Source organism: Staphylococcus sp. HMSC061G12 (assembly GCF_001838465.1).
GTDB lineage: Bacteria > Bacillota > Bacilli > Staphylococcales > Staphylococcaceae > Staphylococcus > Staphylococcus simulans.
Window position 1 is genome coordinate 19,124 of sequence record NZ_KV837005.1, and the last position, 17,640, is coordinate 36,763.

Below are 17,640 nucleotides of genomic sequence, written 5' to 3' on the forward strand. Positions count from 1 at the left end.
AGGAAGTGACATTATGAACTGGTTTGATAAATTGTTTAGTGATGAAGACGAAGAAGAAGTTTATCAAAGAAAATATAGTCAGCGCAGACAAAAGTTAGAAGAAAAAGAACGTCGTCGTCATGCATTACTACCAGAAAATAATGATATTTACGAACGTCCAAAAGGTAATTTTAGATTTCCACTTCATGTGAATGATTCTGACCAACAAACAGAATCAGATTCAGAATCCAATCATTCTGAACCAACTTATGAGTCAGAAGAATTTGTTGAAACTTCTTCGTATCAAAAACCAGACCGTCGTCATAGAAGAAGACGTACGTTCTATGATGACGATACACCATCATTTCGTTCTTCACGCAACACACGTAAGCAATCAGAATCAAGAGAACGTGCTCCAGAACAAACGCATCAAAGAGAACATCAAAATAGACGCGTACAGAATTATTCGACACGCTATGATACGAAAGATATTTATTATAAAAGTGGTGAATTCAGAGCTGAAGAAGTACCTTCAGCCATTTTCGGTACGAAAAAACGTCATCCTTTAGAAAATGGTGTTATTCAACGTTCAGAGGGTGTTACTGAAGAACCTAAAAAGCAACAAGAAAAAATACCGACAGATCCATTAAATGGTTCACGTAAACAAGCTTCAAAAGCACATGAAGTTGAAGCAAGAGAATCCGAAGACACAAAAAATGAAACAGAACAACTGTCTTCTAAAGATTCACAACACCAAGTGAAACAAACACCTAATTATTCTAAAGCGGATAATACAATTAATATCAATAATATTTATGCTTCACAAATTGTTGAAGAAATTCGACGTGAACGCGAACGTAAAGTGTTACAACGCAAAAAATTCAAAGAAGCACTTCAACAAAAACGTGAACAAGAAGATGTCAGCTCAATTCAAAAGGCTATTGATGAAATGTATGCTGAACAAGCCAAACAGTATGTAGAAGATCCAGTCTTCCAAGAAAATGGCTTTGAAAAAGAAAAAGAAGCCAGAGCTGCTGAAGACCAAGAAGGCGAAGAAACACAACAACCTACCTCAGAACACATACAAACAGAAACGTCTGAAGAAACGTCAACACAACCACAAAACGACTTTGACTATGAAGAAGTAGATTTAAACCAAGTTCAAGGCATGCATCAATTAGACGAACAAGACGTTAAAGTTGTAGAAGATGCTCCTGAAGAAACACAACAACTTGAATCAGAATCACCTCAATCTGAGACAGAAAATCTAACAGAGTCTCCTGAACCTTTACCAGAAGTTTCTGAAGCACAATATACTGAAATTGAAGATGAAGAAGAACCAGTTGAAAGTGAACAGGAAGAAGTACCAGAAGAACCTGTAAATGGAACTGAAATGCATGAAAGTACTGACGAACAGGAATCAGAACCAGTACAAGAAACATCAGAAGAACCTGAAGATGAACAGGATGAACTACAAGAAAATAATTCTACGGAGGTTCAAGAACCTGTGTTAGCACCAGATAGTAATACATCTAAATCAGAGGCAACGAAAACTGATGAGACTAAAGAAGAAGTCACAGAAGAAAAAGCAAAATCGAGCCTTGAACCTCAATTGAAACCAGATCAACCAAAATCTGATGATGCAGAAAAAGAAGAGTCAAAAACAGAAATAAAAGAGGAACAAGAAGAAACTAATGAAAAAGTTTCTACACCTGACTCTAATAATGAAGAACAAGAAGAAAATAAAGCAGAGGCAGAAGAAGTTAAAACTGAACAACCGAAAATTTCTCGTCCAATTCGTAAAGGTGCTAAGCCGTTCAATGTGATGATGACACCATCAGACAAACGTCGTATGATGGATGCACAAAAACGTAAAGCTGCACAAACATCAAAAACACAAACAAATGATTCTGCAGTTTCTTCAGAGCCTGAACAAAGCTTGGCTTCACAAACGACTGAAGTTTCGACTCATGACAACAGTGAACCACAATCATCACAACAAGAAAATCAAAACTCTGATCAACCAAAAGCTGAACAAGGACATATCACAACAAGCGTACAGACAGCAAAAACGACACAATCTAATGCACAAGAGGAAGTTAAGCAACCTGTAAATGCACAAAAGGAACCTGTTCAAGCACATCACGAAGGTATTCGAAAAGGGCCTAATTTAAAACTGCCAAGTCTAGATTTATTAGATGAACCAGAAGTACATGAAGTTGACCAAGAGTGGATAGATGAGAAAAAAGAAGAGTTGAATGATGCATTTTATTACTTCAATGTACCTGCAGAGGTTAAGAATGTTACAGAAGGACCTAGTGTGACACGTTTTGAATTATCTGTTGAAAAAGGGGTAAAAGTTTCTAGAATCACTGCATTACATGATGATTTGAAAATGGCTTTAGCCGCCAAAGATATTCGAATTGAGGCACCGATTCCAGGTACAAGTTTAGTAGGTATAGAAGTACCAAATATATCGCCAACAAAAGTGAACTTAAAATCTATTATTGAGAGTCCTCAATTTAAGAATGCAGAATCTAAATTAACAGTTGCGATGGGTAATCGCATCAATAATGAACCGTTATTAATGGATATTGCGAAAACGCCACACGCACTGATAGCAGGGGCTACGGGTTCAGGTAAATCTGTTTGTATCAACAGCATATTACTTTCACTATTATATAAAAATCATCCAGAAGAGTTGAAACTCTTGCTGATTGATCCGAAAATGGTAGAGTTAGCACCATACAATGGTTTACCGCATTTAGTATCACCTGTGATTACAGATGTCAAAGCAGCAACACAAAGCTTGAAGTGGGCTGTTGATGAAATGGAAAGACGTTATAAATTATTTGCGCAATATCATGTGCGAAATATTACAGCTTTCAATAAAAAAGCTTCATACGAGCAACGTTTGCCTAAAATTGTCATTGTAATCGACGAGCTTGCAGACTTAATGATGATGGCACCGCAAGATGTAGAGCAATCTATTGCGAGAATTGCACAAAAAGCACGTGCATGCGGTATTCATATGCTTGTAGCAACACAACGTCCATCTGTAAACGTTATTACAGGATTAATCAAAGCGAATATTCCAACTCGTATCGCATTTATGGTATCATCTAGTGTGGATTCAAGAACTATATTAGATAGCGGCGGTGCAGAACGCTTACTTGGTTACGGAGATATGTTGTATCTTGGTAATGGTATGAATAAACCAATTCGCGTTCAAGGCAGCTTTGTGTCTGATGAAGAAATCGATGCAGTTGTCGATTTTATTAAGGCACAACGTGAACCGGAATATTTATTTGAAGAAAAAGAATTGTTAAAACAAACAAAAGCACAACCTAAAGATGAGTTGTTTGATGATGTATGTCGATTTATGGTTGCAGAAGGCAATATCTCAACATCACTCATTCAGCGTCATTTCCAAATTGGTTACAATAGAGCTGCACGAATTGTTGACCAACTTGAAGCGTTGGGTTATATTTCAGGTTCGAACGGTTCGAAACCAAGAGAAGTTTATTTGACTGCAGCTGAAATAAATGAGGAATAAGAAAGAAGGAGTTTAAGTATGACACACTATCATTTTGTCGGTATTAAAGGCTCTGGTATGAGTTCATTGGCGCAAATTATGCATGATTTAGGCCATGAAGTTCAGGGCTCCGACATCGACCAATATGTGTTTACAGAAGATGCATTAAGAAATAAAGGGGTTAAAATTTTGCCATTTAACCCAGACAATATTCAAAAAGGCATGGTTGTTATTCAAGGAAACGCCTTTTCAGATGAACATGAAGAAATTGTCCGCGCAAAAGAATTAGGATTAGAAATTATTGATTATCCTACATTCTTAGGCCATGTCATTGAGCAGTATACGTCTGTAGCTGTGACAGGTGCACACGGCAAAACATCTACAACAGGCCTTTTATCACATGTAATGAATGGAGATAAAAGAACTTCTTTCTTAATTGGTGATGGCACAGGTTTAGGTATTCCTCAAAGTGAATATTTTGCATTTGAAGCATGTGAATATAGACGTCACTTTTTAAGTTATCATCCGGATTATGCGATTATGACGAACATCGACTTTGATCATCCTGATTATTTTAAAGATATTGATGACGTTACAAGTGCGTTCCAAGAAATGGCGCATAATGTCAAAAAAGCAATTATCGCATGGGGTAAAGATGACCATTTAAGAAAAATTAAAGCAGATGTTCCTGTTTATTACTATGGATTAGAAAAAGATGAAGATATTTATGCTGATAACCTTCAAATTACAGAACATGGTACATCGTTTGACGTGTACATTGACGGTAAATTCTTCGACCATTTCTTATCACCGCAATACGGGGATCATAATATTTTAAATACACTTGCGGTTATTATGGTTTGTCATTTAGAAGGTCTTGATGTAAAAAATATTAAAGAAGCGTTAGAAACATTCGGCGGAGTGAAACGTAGATTTAATGAAACAAAAGTACATAATCAAGTAATTGTTGACGATTATGCCCACCATCCGCGCGAAATTAATGCTACAATTGAGACAGCACGTAAAAAATACCCGCATAAAGAGGTTATCGCTGTCTTTCAACCGCATACGTATTCTAGAACAAAAGCGTTCTTGAATGAGTTTGCTGAAAACTTGAATAAAGCAGACCGTGTCTTCTTATGTGATATTTTCGGATCTATCCGTGAACATGAAGGCAGTTTGACAATTCAAGATTTAATTGATCGCATTCCAGGTGCGCAATTAATCGGTGAAAAAAATGTAAATATATTGAAATCATATGAAGATGCTGTGATTTTATTTATGGGTGCAGGGGATATTCAAAAAGTTGAACGTGCCTATTTAGACAATCACGGAGTAATTAATGAATTTTAATATGTTTATGTTAAAATATGTATGGGTATTAAGTAAAAATAAGACATAAGCAATTTAGGAGGCGTTTTTAATGGACTGGATTTTACCTATAGCAGGTCTAATTGCAGCTATAGCATTTTTAGTATTAGTAATCGGAATTGTAGTTGTTCTTTTATCTGTTAAAAAAAACTTAGACTACGTGGCTAAGACTCTTGATGGAATTGAAGGACAAATTCAAGGGATTACAAGAGAATCAACAGATTTACTTCATAAAGCAAACCGCTTAACTGAAGATATTCAAGATAAAGTGGACCGCTTAAATTCTGTAGTTGATGGAGTAAAAGGTATCGGTGACTCTATCCAAGATTTAGATGGATCAGTGGACCGAGTAACTAACTCAATTGCACATAATATTTCTCAAAACGAAGATAAAATTTCACAAGTCATCCAATGGTCAAACGTTGCGATGGAAATTGCTGATAAATGGCAATACAGAAAACAACGTAGAGAAAGTGCAAACTACAGAGGATAATGGTTAAATGCAGTTCTAATTGGAACTGTGTACCTCATCTGTAGGCTACATTATCAATTATAAGACGTACTAACTGCACTTAAATGAGGTTGAATCAACTTTGTTTAAGTGCTTTTACTTTATAGGAGGCAAATACATGAGAAAGAACGACGAAGCTAGATTAGAAATTTACGAAGTTGAAGCTATGTCTGATACTGTCCGTAAAGATTTCGTTTATGGGTTCATCGCAGGAATATTTATTGGTACAGCAGGTGGTTTTGTAATTAATCAAGTGAAAAAACGTAAACAACTTGAAAAGCAAAATCAACCAGCAGAAGCAAAGAAACCATCAGTGAAAGAAAAAGTGTCTGCACAGACAGATGCGCTTAAAGCAAATGCACAAAGTCAAATTCAAGATATTAAAGATAAAGCACAACAGCTTAAATCTGATGTAAAACAAAAATTCAACAATGATGAACAAGAAACAGATCCAAAAGCATTACGAGCGCAACGTGAAGCAATTCGTAATGAAGCAGCAGCACATGATTTAGCAAATGTTTCTCCGCAAGCTCAAGATGTTCAAACAGACAACAATCCTTTAAAATCTTCACAACCAGATACAGTGCCTTTCCATGAATTTACAGCAACAGGAAATGCATTAGCAGCGAAAGAAAAAGCTAAATTAATTGAAAATGATAATACAGTAGCAGCTAAAGTAGCTGAACTATTTGAAGCTAAACCAGTAAAATCAAGTGGTTTTAAAACAGTTCCAGTATTAGTTACAGTTGCAGCTGCAGCAACAGCAGCAGGAAGCAAAAAAGCTGCGGATGCTAAAGCAGCAAAACCTGCAGATGCTGAAAAACGTACAGCACAAACACATGAGAAAGCTTCATTCAATAAAGGTGTTATTACGCATGATAAAGCAACTGCTAATCATTCAGAAGCACACAAAACACCAGAAGCATCAGGTAAAGTAGAATCTAAGACTGTTAATGATACAAAAACAACGAAAACAGAAACAACTAAAACAACAAACACACCTAAGAAAAATACATCAACAACTAAGCAGACAGCGAAAGCTACTTCACCGAAAGATGCGACAAAAACTACAAAAACAACAACACAAAAACCAGCAGCAAAAGGAAACAAAACAACGACACAAAAAACAACAACAAAGACAACAAAATCAGCTGCAAACAAATCAACAAAGAAACCTAGTGTAACACTAGCGAATAAGAAAACAACGAATAACACTACAAAGACACAACCAAAAGGTGAAACAACTACGAAGAAAATTGAAAAGAAAACATTCAATGACTAATTGTACCTAAAAGAAATCAACCTTATTCTTTTTGAGGTTGATTTTCTTTTTTACTTTTGGTTAAATCTAGTTAAGGAATTGTGAGAAAATTAATAATAATCGAAACAATTCGATTTATTTCGCTTTTCCTCTTGATTAATGATAAAGTTCTTGCTAGAATAACTGTTAAATTCAATATTTTTATCGCTTTAAAGCGTGATAAATTGGATGCAAAAATTACATAGAGGTGACCAAATAATGAATAAGTTAGAACAGTACAGAAATGAAATTCAAGACATTAATGAAAAGATTTTAGACTTACTAGTAGAACGTGGTAAGTTAGCACAGAAAATAGGGGTTGAAAAGCGTAAACAAGGTACTAAGGTTTATGATCCTGAACGTGAAAAAGTAATGTTGAATGCTTTAATCGAAAAAAATAATGGTCCATTTAACGATAATGTAATTAAACAATTATTCAAAGAAATATTTAAAGCATCCACTGACTTACAAAAATCTGATCGTGAAAAACATTTAATTGTTTCAAGAAAATTAAAAGCAGAAGATACAATTGTACGCTTTGACAATGGTGGAGTTATTGGTGATGGCAACAAGTCATTCATTTTCGGTCCATGTTCAGTAGAATCACAAGAACAAGTCGATGCAGTTGCTCAAGACTTACAAAGTAAAGGATTAAAATTCATCCGTGGCGGTGCTTTCAAACCACGTACTTCTCCTTATGACTTCCAAGGTCTAGGATTAGAAGGATTGAAAATTCTTAAAAACGTTAAAGATAAATATAATTTAAATGTTGTAAGTGAAATCGTAACACCAGCTGATTTAGAATTGGCAGATGATTACCTAGATGTGTTCCAAATTGGTGCACGTAACATGCAAAACTTCGAATTATTAAAAGAAGCAGGACGTACAAACAAACCAATTTTATTAAAACGTGGTTTATCTGCGACAATTGAAGAGTTCATTTTCGCAGCAGAATATATCGCATCACAAGGTAACCAAAATATTATCTTATGTGAACGTGGTATCAGAACATACGAAAAAGCAACACGTAATACTTTAGATATCTCAGCAGTACCGATTCTTAAACAAGGTACACACTTACCAGTAATGGTAGACGTAACACATAGTACAGGAAGAAAAGATATTATGCTTCCAACAGCTAAAGCAGCTTTAGCAGTAGGTGCAGATGGTGTGATGGCAGAAGTACATCCTGATCCAGCTGTTGCATTAAGTGATAGCGGACAACAAATGGATATTGAACAATTCAACAAATTCTATGATGAGCTAAAACCACTTGCTGATATGTACGATAGCAAGCAATTACGCTAATATATATTTAATTGAAAGCCTTTTAAATTAAAGTATTCAAACCTTTGATTTAAAGGGCTTTTTTGTGTTTTGCAAAACATCATATGTGTGACAAAACAGTGACAGCAGAAAGTTTTGTTTTGAGTTTGTGACAAATTATGGTACACTTTGAAAATGTTGTGAAAACTTACTATAATAGTGTTTGAAACGCTTTCAGAAAGGGTGATATTATGACCGTTACTATTTATGATGTTGCAAGAGAAGCGCGTGTTTCCATGGCAACTGTTTCTCGTGTGGTAAATGGCAACCAAAATGTCAAACCAGAAACTAGAGATAAAGTAAATGCAGTCATCAAAAAGCTTAACTACAGACCTAATGCTGTTGCACGAGGGTTAGCAAGTAAAAAAACAACAACAGTCGGGGTAATTATTCCAGATATCTCGAATGTATACTATTCTCAACTCGCAAGAGGGTTAGAAGATATTGCAACGATGTATAAATATCATTCAATTATTTCTAACTCTGACAATGATTTAGAAAAAGCTAAAGAAATTTTTAACAATCTACTCAGCAAACAAGTAGATGGTATTATTTTCTTAGGCGGAACACTCGATGCAGAATTGGAAAGTTTAATTGAAAACTCTTCTGTACCTGTTGTAGTTTCAGGAACAAGTGATGATGATAATACAGTAGCTTCTGTAAATATCGACTATAAACAAGCCGCTGAAGAAGTGACTAATCATTTAATCAATTCTGGCGCAAAACGCTTTGCCTTTGTTGGTGGCAATAACTCTGAAAAAGCAGAAAACGATGTGTTATCTAGTTTAAGAGATACACTAGCATCACATGGTTTATCTTTAGAAGATAATCTGACTTTCAGAGGTAAAGAAACATATCGCGATGGTATTAAAGCTTTTGAAGATATTAAAGCGTATCAACCAGATGCAATTTTATCTATCAGTGATGAACAAGCTATTGGTATTGTCCATGCGGCTGAAGATGCGAATATCAACATTCCATCTGATTTACAAATTGTAAGCTTTAATAATACACGTTTAGTTGAAATGGTACGTCCGCAACTATCAAGTGTCATTCAACCGCTTTATGACATCGGTGCAGTAGGTATGCGTTTACTTACTAAATATATGAATAATGAAACGATTGAAGATTCAACGGTCATTTTACCATATCGTATAGAGTATCGCGGTACAACAAAATAAGATGTATAAATTTAAAAGTCTGAAAGAAAGTCACATTACTTTCCTCCAGACTTTTTTATTTTCCTTCATTTAATCAGAACCAACTCGCAACCTGGTTCGCATGTTTTAAGTTCTTAGCAGTAATTTCTGCAGTACGTGGAATTTCCATATAATCTAGACGTTTATCCTCCCAAGTCGTTGGCAAATCAGTCGGCGCATAAGTTCGCCATTTTTTTACCCATTCTTTCGGTAAATCTCCATGTTGAATCGGCACATCCATCAAACTCAAGAAGACATGACTCCAAGCTCTTGGAACAACGCGCCAAATGTTATATCCACCGCCACCGAACATCATGACTTTCCCATCTGTATATTCATCTGCCAACGCTTTAATATAATAGGGAATAGCATAGAGTGAATCTAAAGTACAATTCATATGAGTAAGTGGATCGAGATAGTGAATATCAACACCATGTACACTTAAAATGATATCAGGTTTGAATGATTTAACGACAGGTGTTACGGTGCGTTTAAAACAATCAATATATGAATCATCTTCTGTATAAGGTTCAAGCGGGACATTGACAGAATAACTGAATCCTTGTTCTTTGCCTCGTTCTGTATAATGACCTGAACCTGGAAATAAAAATTTACCCGTTTCATGAATGGAATAATTCAGAATTTCATTTTGTGTATAGAAGCTCCATTGCACACCGTCCCCATGATGTGCATCTGTATCTATAATCATCACTTTCATGTTATAGCGTTCAGATAAGTATTTAGCGGTAATGGCGATATCATTGTAAATACAGAAGCCATTTGCGCGGCCTGGCAATGCATGATGTAATCCTCCGCCTAAATGACATCCGTTTTTAACTTCTCCTTGAACAATCATATCAGCAAGTTTTAAAGCACCACCTACAATACGTGCACTATGTTGATGCATATGTTTAAACTGTGATGTATCTTCGTTCGCAAAACCATATTTTTTGGATTCTACCTCACTTAAAATTCCACGAGAAGCGTGTTTAATCGCATTTACGTAGTCATAAGAATGTATAAGTGTTAATTCTTCATCTGTGGCGATTCTCGGTGTAATAATTTGACTTGAACTCAGTAATCCTGCATCGATTAACAGTTCAGTTGTCAATTTTAAGCGCATTTGATTAAAAGGATGTTCATTACTGAACCGATAGCGCATTAATTGATTTGAATAAACATACCCCGTTTGTTTTTTGTTTTGACTCATAAAATCTCCCCTTTAGTAGAAGAAGCGGTTCATAAAACGTATATCATCAAACGCCTCCATCTGGTCTAATGTGATACGTGCACCGATTCTTGCCATTAAACAGTTTGCTGGATGTCCTGTAATTTCAGGATCATCAGTTGCGAAAATCTCTAAACCCCCATGAGACATCAACTTCTGCATTAATTTTTTATATTCGTAGACATCTAATTTAGAGTTTTTCAAATCCCAGTGCCAATAATACTCAGTTGTTAACACAATATAATCTTCAAATTCATCTTCACTTAAGCTTGTTTTAATGAGTTCATTACCTAATCCTGTACCGCGATGCGGTAAGGCTATTTCAACGGCACCAAGCTCAATTAAATAGGGCAGGTTGCCTGTAGACCAACGTTCTAATGGATCAGGATAATGATAAGTGACATATCCGACAATGGTGTTTTCATGTCGTAAGACGTAAATACGACCTTCTGGCAATTCACTAATTTCTTGAATCGCTTCAAATTGTTCGATAGGTCTTCTAAATGCATCCAAACCATCATCGTAATCCATTTGTTCAAGTTGTTTACGTGGTACAGGACCTTCAATAACATAAGTTGTATCGTGACGTGTGTATGTTTGTTTTACATACGTTTTGACATGTTCCATCTTGCCACATCCTTTTTCATATTCTCCTAAGATGAGAGTGCTCAAATTTACTTTTTCACTAAAATGATATGTTTCCACGTATTAATTTAATTATAATGGTTTTAACATCAATTTACACACAAATCAGAATTATCGCAATTATTTTTGAAAATTTACTATGATTTTTGTATAATGGTTTTTGAAAGCGATTTCAAACAAAGGGGGCAATTCAAATGAAAGTTGATATTTATAAAGGGGGAGAAGGTAATTATAACCTTCAAAACTATGACGAAACGTATCAGAACTTTGATTGGAAAGACGTAGAAAAAGCTTTTTCATGGTATGAAACAGGAAAGATCAATATGGCGTATGAATGTATTGATCGTCACGTAGATAATGGCCTTGGGGATAAAGTGGCCTTAAACTACAAAGATGCCAAACGTAAAGAAAGTTATACTTATAAAGAAATGCAGCAATTATCGAATAAAGCCGCAAACGTACTAAAAGATAAAGCACAAGTAGAAAAAGGGGATCGTGTCTTTATCTTTATGCCAAGAACACCAGAGTTATACTTTGCGTTCTTTGGTATTTTAAAAATTGGTGCAATTGTCGGACCATTATTTGAAGCATTTATGGAAAAAGCAGTCGCTGATCGTTTAGATAATAGTGATGCGAAAGTAATTGTAACAACGAAAGATTTAGTAGACCGTATTCCAAAAGACGACTTACCAAATCTAGAGAAAATTGTCATCGTCGATAATGATGGGGTAGACGATGAATACGTAGATTTTCAACAAGAAATGGAAGATGCTAGCGATTCATTTGATATCGAATGGTTAGATCGTGAAGACGGTTTGATCTTACATTATACTTCTGGCTCTACAGGACAACCTAAAGGTGTGTTACATGTTCAAGATGCCATGATTGTACACTATATTTCAGGTAAATATGTTCTTGATTTACAAGAAGACGATATTTATTGGTGTACAGCAGACCCAGGTTGGGTAACTGGTACTTCATACGGTATTTTCGCACCTTGGCTAAACGGTGTGACAAACTGTATTGCTGGGGGACGTTTCTCTCCTGAAGCATGGTATGGCATGATTGAAGAATTTAAAGTCACAATTTGGTATACAGCACCGACAGCATTACGTATGTTAATGAGTGCAGGAGACGACGTTGTGAAGAAATACGATATATCATCATTAAGAGAAGTGTATTCTGTAGGTGAACCATTAAACCCAGAAGTAATTAAATGGGCAAAAGAAGTATTAGAACACACTGTTTTAGATACTTGGTGGATGACAGAAACAGGCGGTCATATGATTGTCAACTATCCATCTATGGATGTAAAACTAGGTTCTATGGGTAAACCATTACCTGGTATTGAAGCGGCTATTGTGGATGACCAAGGTAATGAGTTACCACCGAATCGAATGGGTAACTTAGCCATTAAAAAAGGCTGGCCATCCATGATGCGTAAAATTTGGAAAAACCAAGAAAAGTATGATTCTTACTTTATTGGTGATTGGTATGTATCAGGAGATTCAGCATATCAAGATGAAGATGGATACTTCTGGTTCCAAGGTCGTGTTGATGATGTGATTATGACTGCTGGTGAACGTGTCGGACCATTCGAAGTGGAATCTAAATTAGTGGAACATCCTGCAGTCGCAGAAGCAGGTGTTATTGGTAAACCAGACCCAGTACGTGGTGAAATTATTAAAGCATTCGTTGCTTTAAATCATGGCTATGAACCAAATGATGAATTGAAAGAAGATATCAGAACATTCGTCAAACACGGTTTATCTGCGCACGCTGCACCAAGAGAAATTGAATTCAAAGATAAATTACCGAAAACACGTTCAGGTAAAATTATGAGACGTGTATTAAAAGCTTGGGAACTTGATCTTCCTGAAGGTGATTTAAGTACAATGGAAGACTAATTGTATATAAAAAACTAACAATAAAATAGGTTGATCATATGAGCGATATCAAAATAAAATCAATGTTTTGGTATCGCTTTCATTATTGCAAAATAAAGGTTTTACATAAAATTTTATCATCTATTTTTGTAATATTACCATAAAAGTAAGAATACTTAAAAATTAATGATGAATATGTTCGACAATAAATGTATATTTCGATATGATGAATGATGTAAAAGGTTTTAAAAACAGTTGAAGCAAGTCTCTATTTACTGCATTTATCTAAACGTATTTTTAAAGCGTTGAGGGCATAAAAGTACGTGGTAAATAAAGTGAACGGATGGTTGCTGAGACTGTAATTCAATTACTAAATAAGGGGCTGAATGAATTGAGTCATTTATCAGATTTGGATATCGCGAATCAAGCTACATTACAACCAATTAAAGACATTGCAGAAAAGATTGGTATTTCGGAAGATGCTTTAGAACCATATGGTCACTATAAAGCTAAAATTGACATTAACCAATTAAAAGACAATGGGGACAAAGGGAAAGTTGTTCTTGTTACTGCAATGAGTCCAACACCAGCTGGTGAAGGTAAATCAACTGTAACTGTTGGTTTAGCAGATGCCTTCCATGAATTAGGAGATAATGTCATTATGGCATTACGTGAGCCAGCATTAGGTCCAGTATTCGGTATTAAAGGTGGCGCAACTGGCGGCGGTTACGCACAAGTATTACCAATGGAAGATATCAACTTACACTTCAACGGTGACTTCCATGCGATTACAACAGCAAACAACGCGTTATCAGCATTTATTGATAACCACATCCATCAAGGTAATGCGTTAGGCATTGACCAACGTCGTATCGAATGGAAACGTGTGTTAGACATGAACGACCGTGCGTTAAGACAAGTTGTAGTAGGTCTTGGTGGACCAACACAAGGTGTTCCGCGTGAAGATGGATTCAACATCACAGTAGCATCTGAAATTATGGCGATTCTTTGCCTAAGCACTGGCTTGAAAGACTTAAAAGAAAGTATCGCTAACATTACAGTTGCATATACACGTGATCGCAAACCAGTTACGGTTGCTGATTTAGAAGTTGAAGGTGCAATTGCGATGATTCTTAAAGACGCAATCAAACCTAACTTAGTGCAATCAATCGAAGGTACACCAGCATTAATTCACGGTGGGCCATTCGCAAATATTGCACATGGTTGTAACTCAATTCTTGCAACTGAAACAGCACGTAAACTAGCTGATGTTGTGGTGACTGAAGCTGGATTCGGTTCAGACTTAGGTGCTGAAAAATTCATGAACATCAAATCACGTAAAGCAGGATTCGAACCAAGTGCTGCTGTAGTTGTTGCGACAATCCGTGCATTGAAAATGCATGGCGGCGTAGCAAAAGATGACTTGAAAGAAGAAAATGTTCAAGCAGTTAAAGACGGTTTAGAAAACTTAGCACGTCATATCAAAAACATCCGTTCATTCGGTGTAGAACCAGTCGTAGCATTAAATGCATTCGTAGCAGATACAGATGCTGAAACTAAAGTAGTTGAAGACTGGGCAAAAGAAAACAATGTACGTATTGCCTTAACTGAAGTTTGGGAAAAAGGCGGCAAAGGCGGCATTGAATTAGCTGAACAAGTGAAAGAAGTATTAAATGAAAAACATGATTTCAAAAATACTTATGAACTTGATGAACCAATTGAACAAAAAATCGAAAAAATTGTTAAAAACATCTACGGCGGTAAAAAAGTAACATTTACAAGCAAAGCACAAAAACAATTGAAACAAATTAAAGAAAACGGTTGGGATAATTACCCAGTATGTATGGCTAAAACACAATATTCATTCTCAGATGATAAAGATTTATTAGGTGCGCCTGATGATTTCGAAATCACAATCAGAGAATTACAAGCTAAAACAGGTGCTGGCTTTATCGTTGCTTTAACAGGTGCGATTATGACAATGCCTGGCTTACCTAAGAAACCAGCTGCATTAAATATGGACGTTACAGAAGACGGCCATGCGAAAGGTTTATTCTAATTTAAGCTATAACTAAAAAAGGCCCTGAAGTGTGAGTATATTACTCATGACTTCAGGGTCTTTTTGTCATTAAATGTGCTTCTATATTATATTTTTCTGCTTTTTCATACGTAGATTCAGAAATCAATCCTTCTACTCTCATACGCCATAGTACATAATGTTGACGCTGTAAGCCGATTTCGAGTTCATCTTTAGGTTTAAGTGTGCCGTCTGCTTCATAAGGTGTGTAATAATAAGGACTTTGAACTAATCCGACAAGATAAGCCGCTTCCGGCAAATTCACATCACTTGGCGGTTTCCCGAATAAACTAAATGAAGCGGATCCAATACCTGTAATGTTGTCGCCATTATAATCACGTCCAAAAGGAACGATGTTCAAATACGTATATAAGATTTCTTCTTTAGTCATAATCCGTTCAAGTTTGAGTGCCAATACAATTTCATTTGCTTTACGGTTATAGGTCTTATCATTATTCAACACCTGATTCTTAATCACTTGTTGGGTAATGGTACTGCCGCCTGAAGAGACCTCTGTTTCAAATATATCTTGATAAATAGCTCTCAGTAATGCCTTAGGTAAGATTCCATCATGTTTATAATACAGTGAATCTTCAGAAGCAATTAAAGCTTTGGGTAGTAAAGCATTCACGCTTTTCGGTCCAACTAACAATGGGTTTTGTGATTCATCATATTGTGATAAGAAATCTTTTTTAGCATAATTGACTTGTTCATCACCAGGTACATTCAGTACAGCCTCACGTAATTCTGTATCTGTAATATTTTCTGACTGCGCTGTCATACTCATAAAGAAACCGACTAATAAACCGGTTGCTAAACTCAAAGTCAGCAAAATAATAATGAACAGCCAAACAAAAGAATATTTAATCCGCTTATACCATTGTTCAAAGATACGAAGCGGGGTAGAAGCTAAGGGTGCATTAAGTTTGAATGGTTTCATGTTTCGCCTCCGTTAATTAAACATAGTATAGCATAATTGAATTCAAGTTGACTTTTAAAAAACAGTTGATTATAATGAATACAAATTAATATGTTTTGGATAAGGAAAAGTAACTCATTTGATTGTTTTCAGAGAACTGGTGGATGCTGCGAACCAGTAACAACAAATCAGCGAATACACCTGTTGCCTTAATAAAAAGTATCCAACGTTTGACTTAATGAACGTATCATTAATGAAAGTAACCTTTTTAAGTATGGTGGTACCGTGCAATAGATGCGCCCTTACAGAATTTTTCTGTAAGGGTTTTTTTATTTTCCAAATTTCTAAAACACAGCAAACACAAAATATGAGGAGGAATATGATATGACAAATGAATTATTACAAGACTTAGAGTGGCGTGGCCTAGTTTATCAACAAACAGATGCTGAAGGTTTAAAAGCATTATTAGATAAAGAGCAAGTGACATTATACTGTGGTGTGGACCCAACTGCTGACAGTATGCATATCGGTCATTTATTACCATTATTAACTTTACGTCGTTTCCAAGAATACGGTCATAAACCGATTGTATTAATCGGCGGCGGTACAGGTATGATTGGAGACCCATCAGGCAGAACGGACGAACGTGTTTTACAAACAGAATCACAAGTTGAAGATAACGTACGTGGTATCGGTGCACAAATGGATAAAATCTTTAATTTCTCTGGTGAAGGTGCAGCACAACTTGTTAACAATAAAGATTGGTTAAGCCAAATTTCATTAATTGATTTCTTACGTGATTACGGTAAACATGTAGGCGTGAATTACATGTTAGGTAAAGACTCAGTACAATCACGTTTAGAAAAGGGTATTTCTTACACTGAATTCACATACATGATTTTACAAGCAATCGATTTCGGTCATTTAAACCGTGAATTTAACTGTAAAGTTCAAATCGGCGGCTCTGACCAATGGGGTAATATCACAAGTGGTATCGAATTAATGCGCCGTATGTACGGTCAAACAGAAGCGTTTGGCTTCACAATTCCATTAGTCACAAAAGCGGATGGTAAGAAATTCGGTAAATCCGAATCAGGTACAGTTTGGTTAGATGCTGAAAAAACAAGCCCATACGAACTTTACCAATTCTGGATCAATACATCTGACGAAGATGTTATCAAGTTCTTAAAATACTTTACGTTCTTAGATAAAGCAGAAATTGAACAATTAGAAGCATCTAAAAATGAAGCACCTCATAAACGTGAAGCGCAAAAAGCACTTGCTGAAAATGTTGTAAGCTTTATTCATGGTCAAGCTGCCTTAGATGATGCGATTCGTATTTCAGAAGCATTATTCAGCGGTAATTTAAAAGCTTTGAGCAGTCAAGAATTACGTGAAGGCTTTAAAGATGTACCACAAGCTGCAGTCGACCATGATACAACAAATATTGTTGATTTCATTGTAGAAGCGGGTATTTCTTCTTCTAAACGCCAAGCACGTGAAGATGTGTCAAACGGTGCGATTTACATTAATGGTGAACGTCAACAAGATTTAAAATATGAAATTACTGACGAAGATAAAATTGATAATGAATTTACAATAGTACGTCGCGGTAAAAAGAAATACTTCATGGTGAAATACCAATAATATTATTTCAGAAATGA

General features: G+C 35.8%; 12 protein-coding genes. 9 read left to right on the top strand and 3 right to left on the bottom strand.

All coding sequences use genetic code 11. From position 1 onward, the window contains the following. Positions 1-13 precede the first annotated feature (13 nt). From HMPREF2937_RS00565 to ccpA, 6 genes are all read left to right on the top strand, one after another. On the top strand, positions 14-3,535 hold the full coding sequence (locus tag HMPREF2937_RS00565; RefSeq protein WP_070863801.1) for a DNA translocase FtsK: 3,522 nt from the start codon (positions 14-16) through the stop codon (positions 3,533-3,535). An 18-nt stretch (positions 3,536-3,553) separates the two neighbouring features. Next, on the top strand, positions 3,554-4,867 hold the full coding sequence (gene murC, locus HMPREF2937_RS00570; RefSeq protein ID WP_070863802.1) for a UDP-N-acetylmuramate--L-alanine ligase: 1,314 nt from the start codon (positions 3,554-3,556) through the stop codon (positions 4,865-4,867). A 70-nt stretch (positions 4,868-4,937) separates the two neighbouring features. After that, positions 4,938-5,378, top strand: a complete 441-nt coding sequence (locus tag HMPREF2937_RS00575) for a DUF948 domain-containing protein (RefSeq protein WP_002481213.1) — start codon at positions 4,938-4,940, stop codon at positions 5,376-5,378. Positions 5,379-5,514: 136 nt separating this feature from the next. Continuing rightward, positions 5,515-6,678, top strand: coding sequence for a hypothetical protein (locus tag HMPREF2937_RS00580; protein WP_070863803.1), 1,164 nt, complete (start codon positions 5,515-5,517; stop codon positions 6,676-6,678). Positions 6,679-6,912: 234 nt separating this feature from the next. Further along, complete coding sequence (locus tag HMPREF2937_RS00585; protein ID WP_070863814.1) at positions 6,913-8,004, top strand: bifunctional 3-deoxy-7-phosphoheptulonate synthase/chorismate mutase; 1,092 nt, start codon at positions 6,913-6,915, stop codon at positions 8,002-8,004. A gap of 209 nt (positions 8,005-8,213) precedes the next feature. Continuing rightward, a complete protein-coding gene (gene ccpA / locus HMPREF2937_RS00590) occupies positions 8,214-9,203 on the top strand; it encodes a catabolite control protein A (RefSeq protein WP_002481210.1) in 990 nt (329 codons plus the stop codon). 73 nt (positions 9,204-9,276) lie between these two features. Here ccpA and HMPREF2937_RS00595 read toward each other — a convergent pair whose 3' ends face one another. Continuing rightward, the gene (locus tag HMPREF2937_RS00595; RefSeq protein WP_070863804.1) at positions 9,277-10,431 is read right to left on the bottom strand and encodes an acetoin utilization protein AcuC; all 1,155 of its coding nucleotides are present in this window, start codon (positions 10,429-10,431) and stop codon (positions 9,277-9,279) included. A 12-nt stretch (positions 10,432-10,443) separates the two neighbouring features. Beyond that, positions 10,444-11,076, bottom strand: a complete 633-nt coding sequence (locus tag HMPREF2937_RS00600; protein WP_002481208.1) for a GNAT family N-acetyltransferase — start codon at positions 11,074-11,076, stop codon at positions 10,444-10,446. 212 nt (positions 11,077-11,288) lie between these two features. Here HMPREF2937_RS00600 and acsA point away from each other — a divergent pair, with 212 nt between their 5' ends. Both acsA and HMPREF2937_RS00610 read left to right on the top strand, forming a co-directional pair. Further along, positions 11,289-13,001, top strand: a complete 1,713-nt coding sequence (acsA, locus tag HMPREF2937_RS00605; protein WP_070863805.1) for an acetate--CoA ligase — start codon at positions 11,289-11,291, stop codon at positions 12,999-13,001. Positions 13,002-13,371: 370 nt separating this feature from the next. Then, the gene (locus tag HMPREF2937_RS00610; RefSeq protein WP_070848451.1) at positions 13,372-15,039 is read left to right on the top strand and encodes a formate--tetrahydrofolate ligase; all 1,668 of its coding nucleotides are present in this window, start codon (positions 13,372-13,374) and stop codon (positions 15,037-15,039) included. Positions 15,040-15,091: 52 nt separating this feature from the next. Here the strand turns inward: HMPREF2937_RS00610 and HMPREF2937_RS00615 are convergent, their stop codons facing one another. Beyond that, positions 15,092-15,997, bottom strand: coding sequence for a biosynthetic peptidoglycan transglycosylase (locus HMPREF2937_RS00615; RefSeq protein ID WP_070863806.1), 906 nt, complete (start codon positions 15,995-15,997; stop codon positions 15,092-15,094). Positions 15,998-16,360: 363 nt separating this feature from the next. Between HMPREF2937_RS00615 and tyrS the strand changes: the two genes are divergently transcribed. After that, a complete protein-coding gene (tyrS, locus tag HMPREF2937_RS00620) occupies positions 16,361-17,623 on the top strand; it encodes a tyrosine--tRNA ligase (RefSeq protein ID WP_002481204.1) in 1,263 nt (420 codons plus the stop codon). Positions 17,624-17,640 lie beyond the last annotated feature (17 nt).